This window comes from Actinoplanes sp. NPDC051633, from assembly GCF_040681735.1.
In the GTDB taxonomy this organism is placed as follows: Bacteria; Actinomycetota; Actinomycetes; order Mycobacteriales; family Micromonosporaceae; genus Actinoplanes.
Window position 1 is genome coordinate 1 of the sequence record NZ_JBFAZH010001671.1, and the last position, 1,275, is coordinate 1,275.

3 protein-coding genes and 1 pseudogene are annotated in these 1,275 nt (G+C 64.5%); 2 read left to right on the forward strand and 2 right to left on the reverse strand.

What is annotated here, in order from left to right:
- A pseudogene (locus AB0M20_RS44170) lies at positions 1-95 on the forward strand (IS6 family transposase); the annotation flags it as partial.
- A gap of 415 nt (positions 96-510) precedes the next feature.
- On the forward strand, positions 511-678 hold the full coding sequence (locus tag AB0M20_RS44175; protein ID WP_364307538.1) for a hypothetical protein: 168 nt from the start codon (positions 511-513) through the stop codon (positions 676-678).
- Positions 679-802: 124 nt separating this feature from the next.
- On the opposite strand, the gene AB0M20_RS44180 is transcribed toward AB0M20_RS44175, so the two are convergent.
- Both AB0M20_RS44180 and AB0M20_RS44185 read right to left on the reverse strand, forming a co-directional pair.
- On the reverse strand, positions 803-958 hold the full coding sequence (locus AB0M20_RS44180; protein WP_364307540.1) for a hypothetical protein: 156 nt from the start codon (positions 956-958) through the stop codon (positions 803-805).
- Positions 959-963: 5 nt separating this feature from the next.
- Positions 964-1,275: DDE-type integrase/transposase/recombinase (locus AB0M20_RS44185; RefSeq protein WP_364307542.1), on the reverse strand; the 312-nt coding region annotated here is incomplete at its 5' end.

Here is a 1,275-nt window from a genome sequence, read left to right on the forward strand (position 1 = left end):
AGAATCTGCGCCGCGGATACTACGAACTCGCGGTCGACGTCCGGCCTGCGCAGCGGCTCGCTGCGGCGTTCACCGAACTTGCCCGAGCGATCTAGACATGGGCGCACGCTGGACCTCCGTCCGCCCACCATCTCCCAATGCAACAGAGCCGACCGAAGTCGATCGAAGCCGCGGGCTTCGCAACTAGGGAGGACCTCAGGGCGTTCACCGCCTCAGCCAATCGCCCGGACGTTGCAGGCGCGAAGGCGAGACACGCACGCATGTCAGGCGGTCTGCCAAAGCGGACGATGACTGTCGCCGAAGCACGCGCCTTCATTAGCGACCTGGTTCGCGCATGGCTGGACTCGCTGCAGTAATCGTGCGTTGACTTCCCACACCGCCAGTTACACACTGTGCCTGTCACTCGATCGGGGTCTTCCCGCAGGGCCGGTGGTCGCTTAAGGTGAGTGTCGCCTACCCGCACAGTTTCGCAGTCCATCTCGGCTGCCCTTGTGTCGTGGGAGGTTCCTCGTGGGCGACAGCCTCACTCTCGGTGGAACAGCGCTGGTCGGCGCCAGCTTCGCCCTCATCTCAGCTCTTGCCCTCATCGGTTCAGTACATCCCGATGAAAAGCGCCGAGCTGATGCTCGCGAAGTGCTGGACCGCATTTTGAAGCTGTTCACGCGCAATCGTCGGTAGAGACCTCGGATCGTCCGGCCGTGTCCACGTCCACTGATGCGGTCGGCTGCTCCCTCTGCGGCTGGCTGTGCACCGGCGTTGTTGCATTGCGAGATAAGCGACGCGTTGAGCTCGCCGGACAGTGTCAGATCGCCTGAGCGAGTTCGGTGAATGCCGCATCGACCCGCAGTGCGGGCATGGCGTCGTTCCCGAGTTCGTAGTGGCCGCGGCGCAGATTCCGGACGAGGGCATGGCCGGCGATCACAACCTGCGCTGTCCGATCAGTCTGCAGCCCGCGCATCGGTCTCAGTCGGCGCTTGAGCTGGCCGTGATCGGCTTATATCGGTTGTTGGCGTACTGCTCGACGTGGTGCCACGCCGAAGGCGCCAGTTCGTCGAGCACGGCCGGGTAGACCGGTGCGGCGTCGGTGACCACCTCGGTTGGTGTCACCTTCAACGTGCGCAGCGCCCGGGTGAAGAATCGGCGGGCGGCCGCGGCGTTGCGGTGGACCGTGAGCAGCACGTCGATGACCTGGCCGTGCTGGTCGACGGCCCGGTACACGTAGCGCCAGACGCCGTTGACCTTGATGTATGTCTCGTCGACGTACCAACGGTCGCC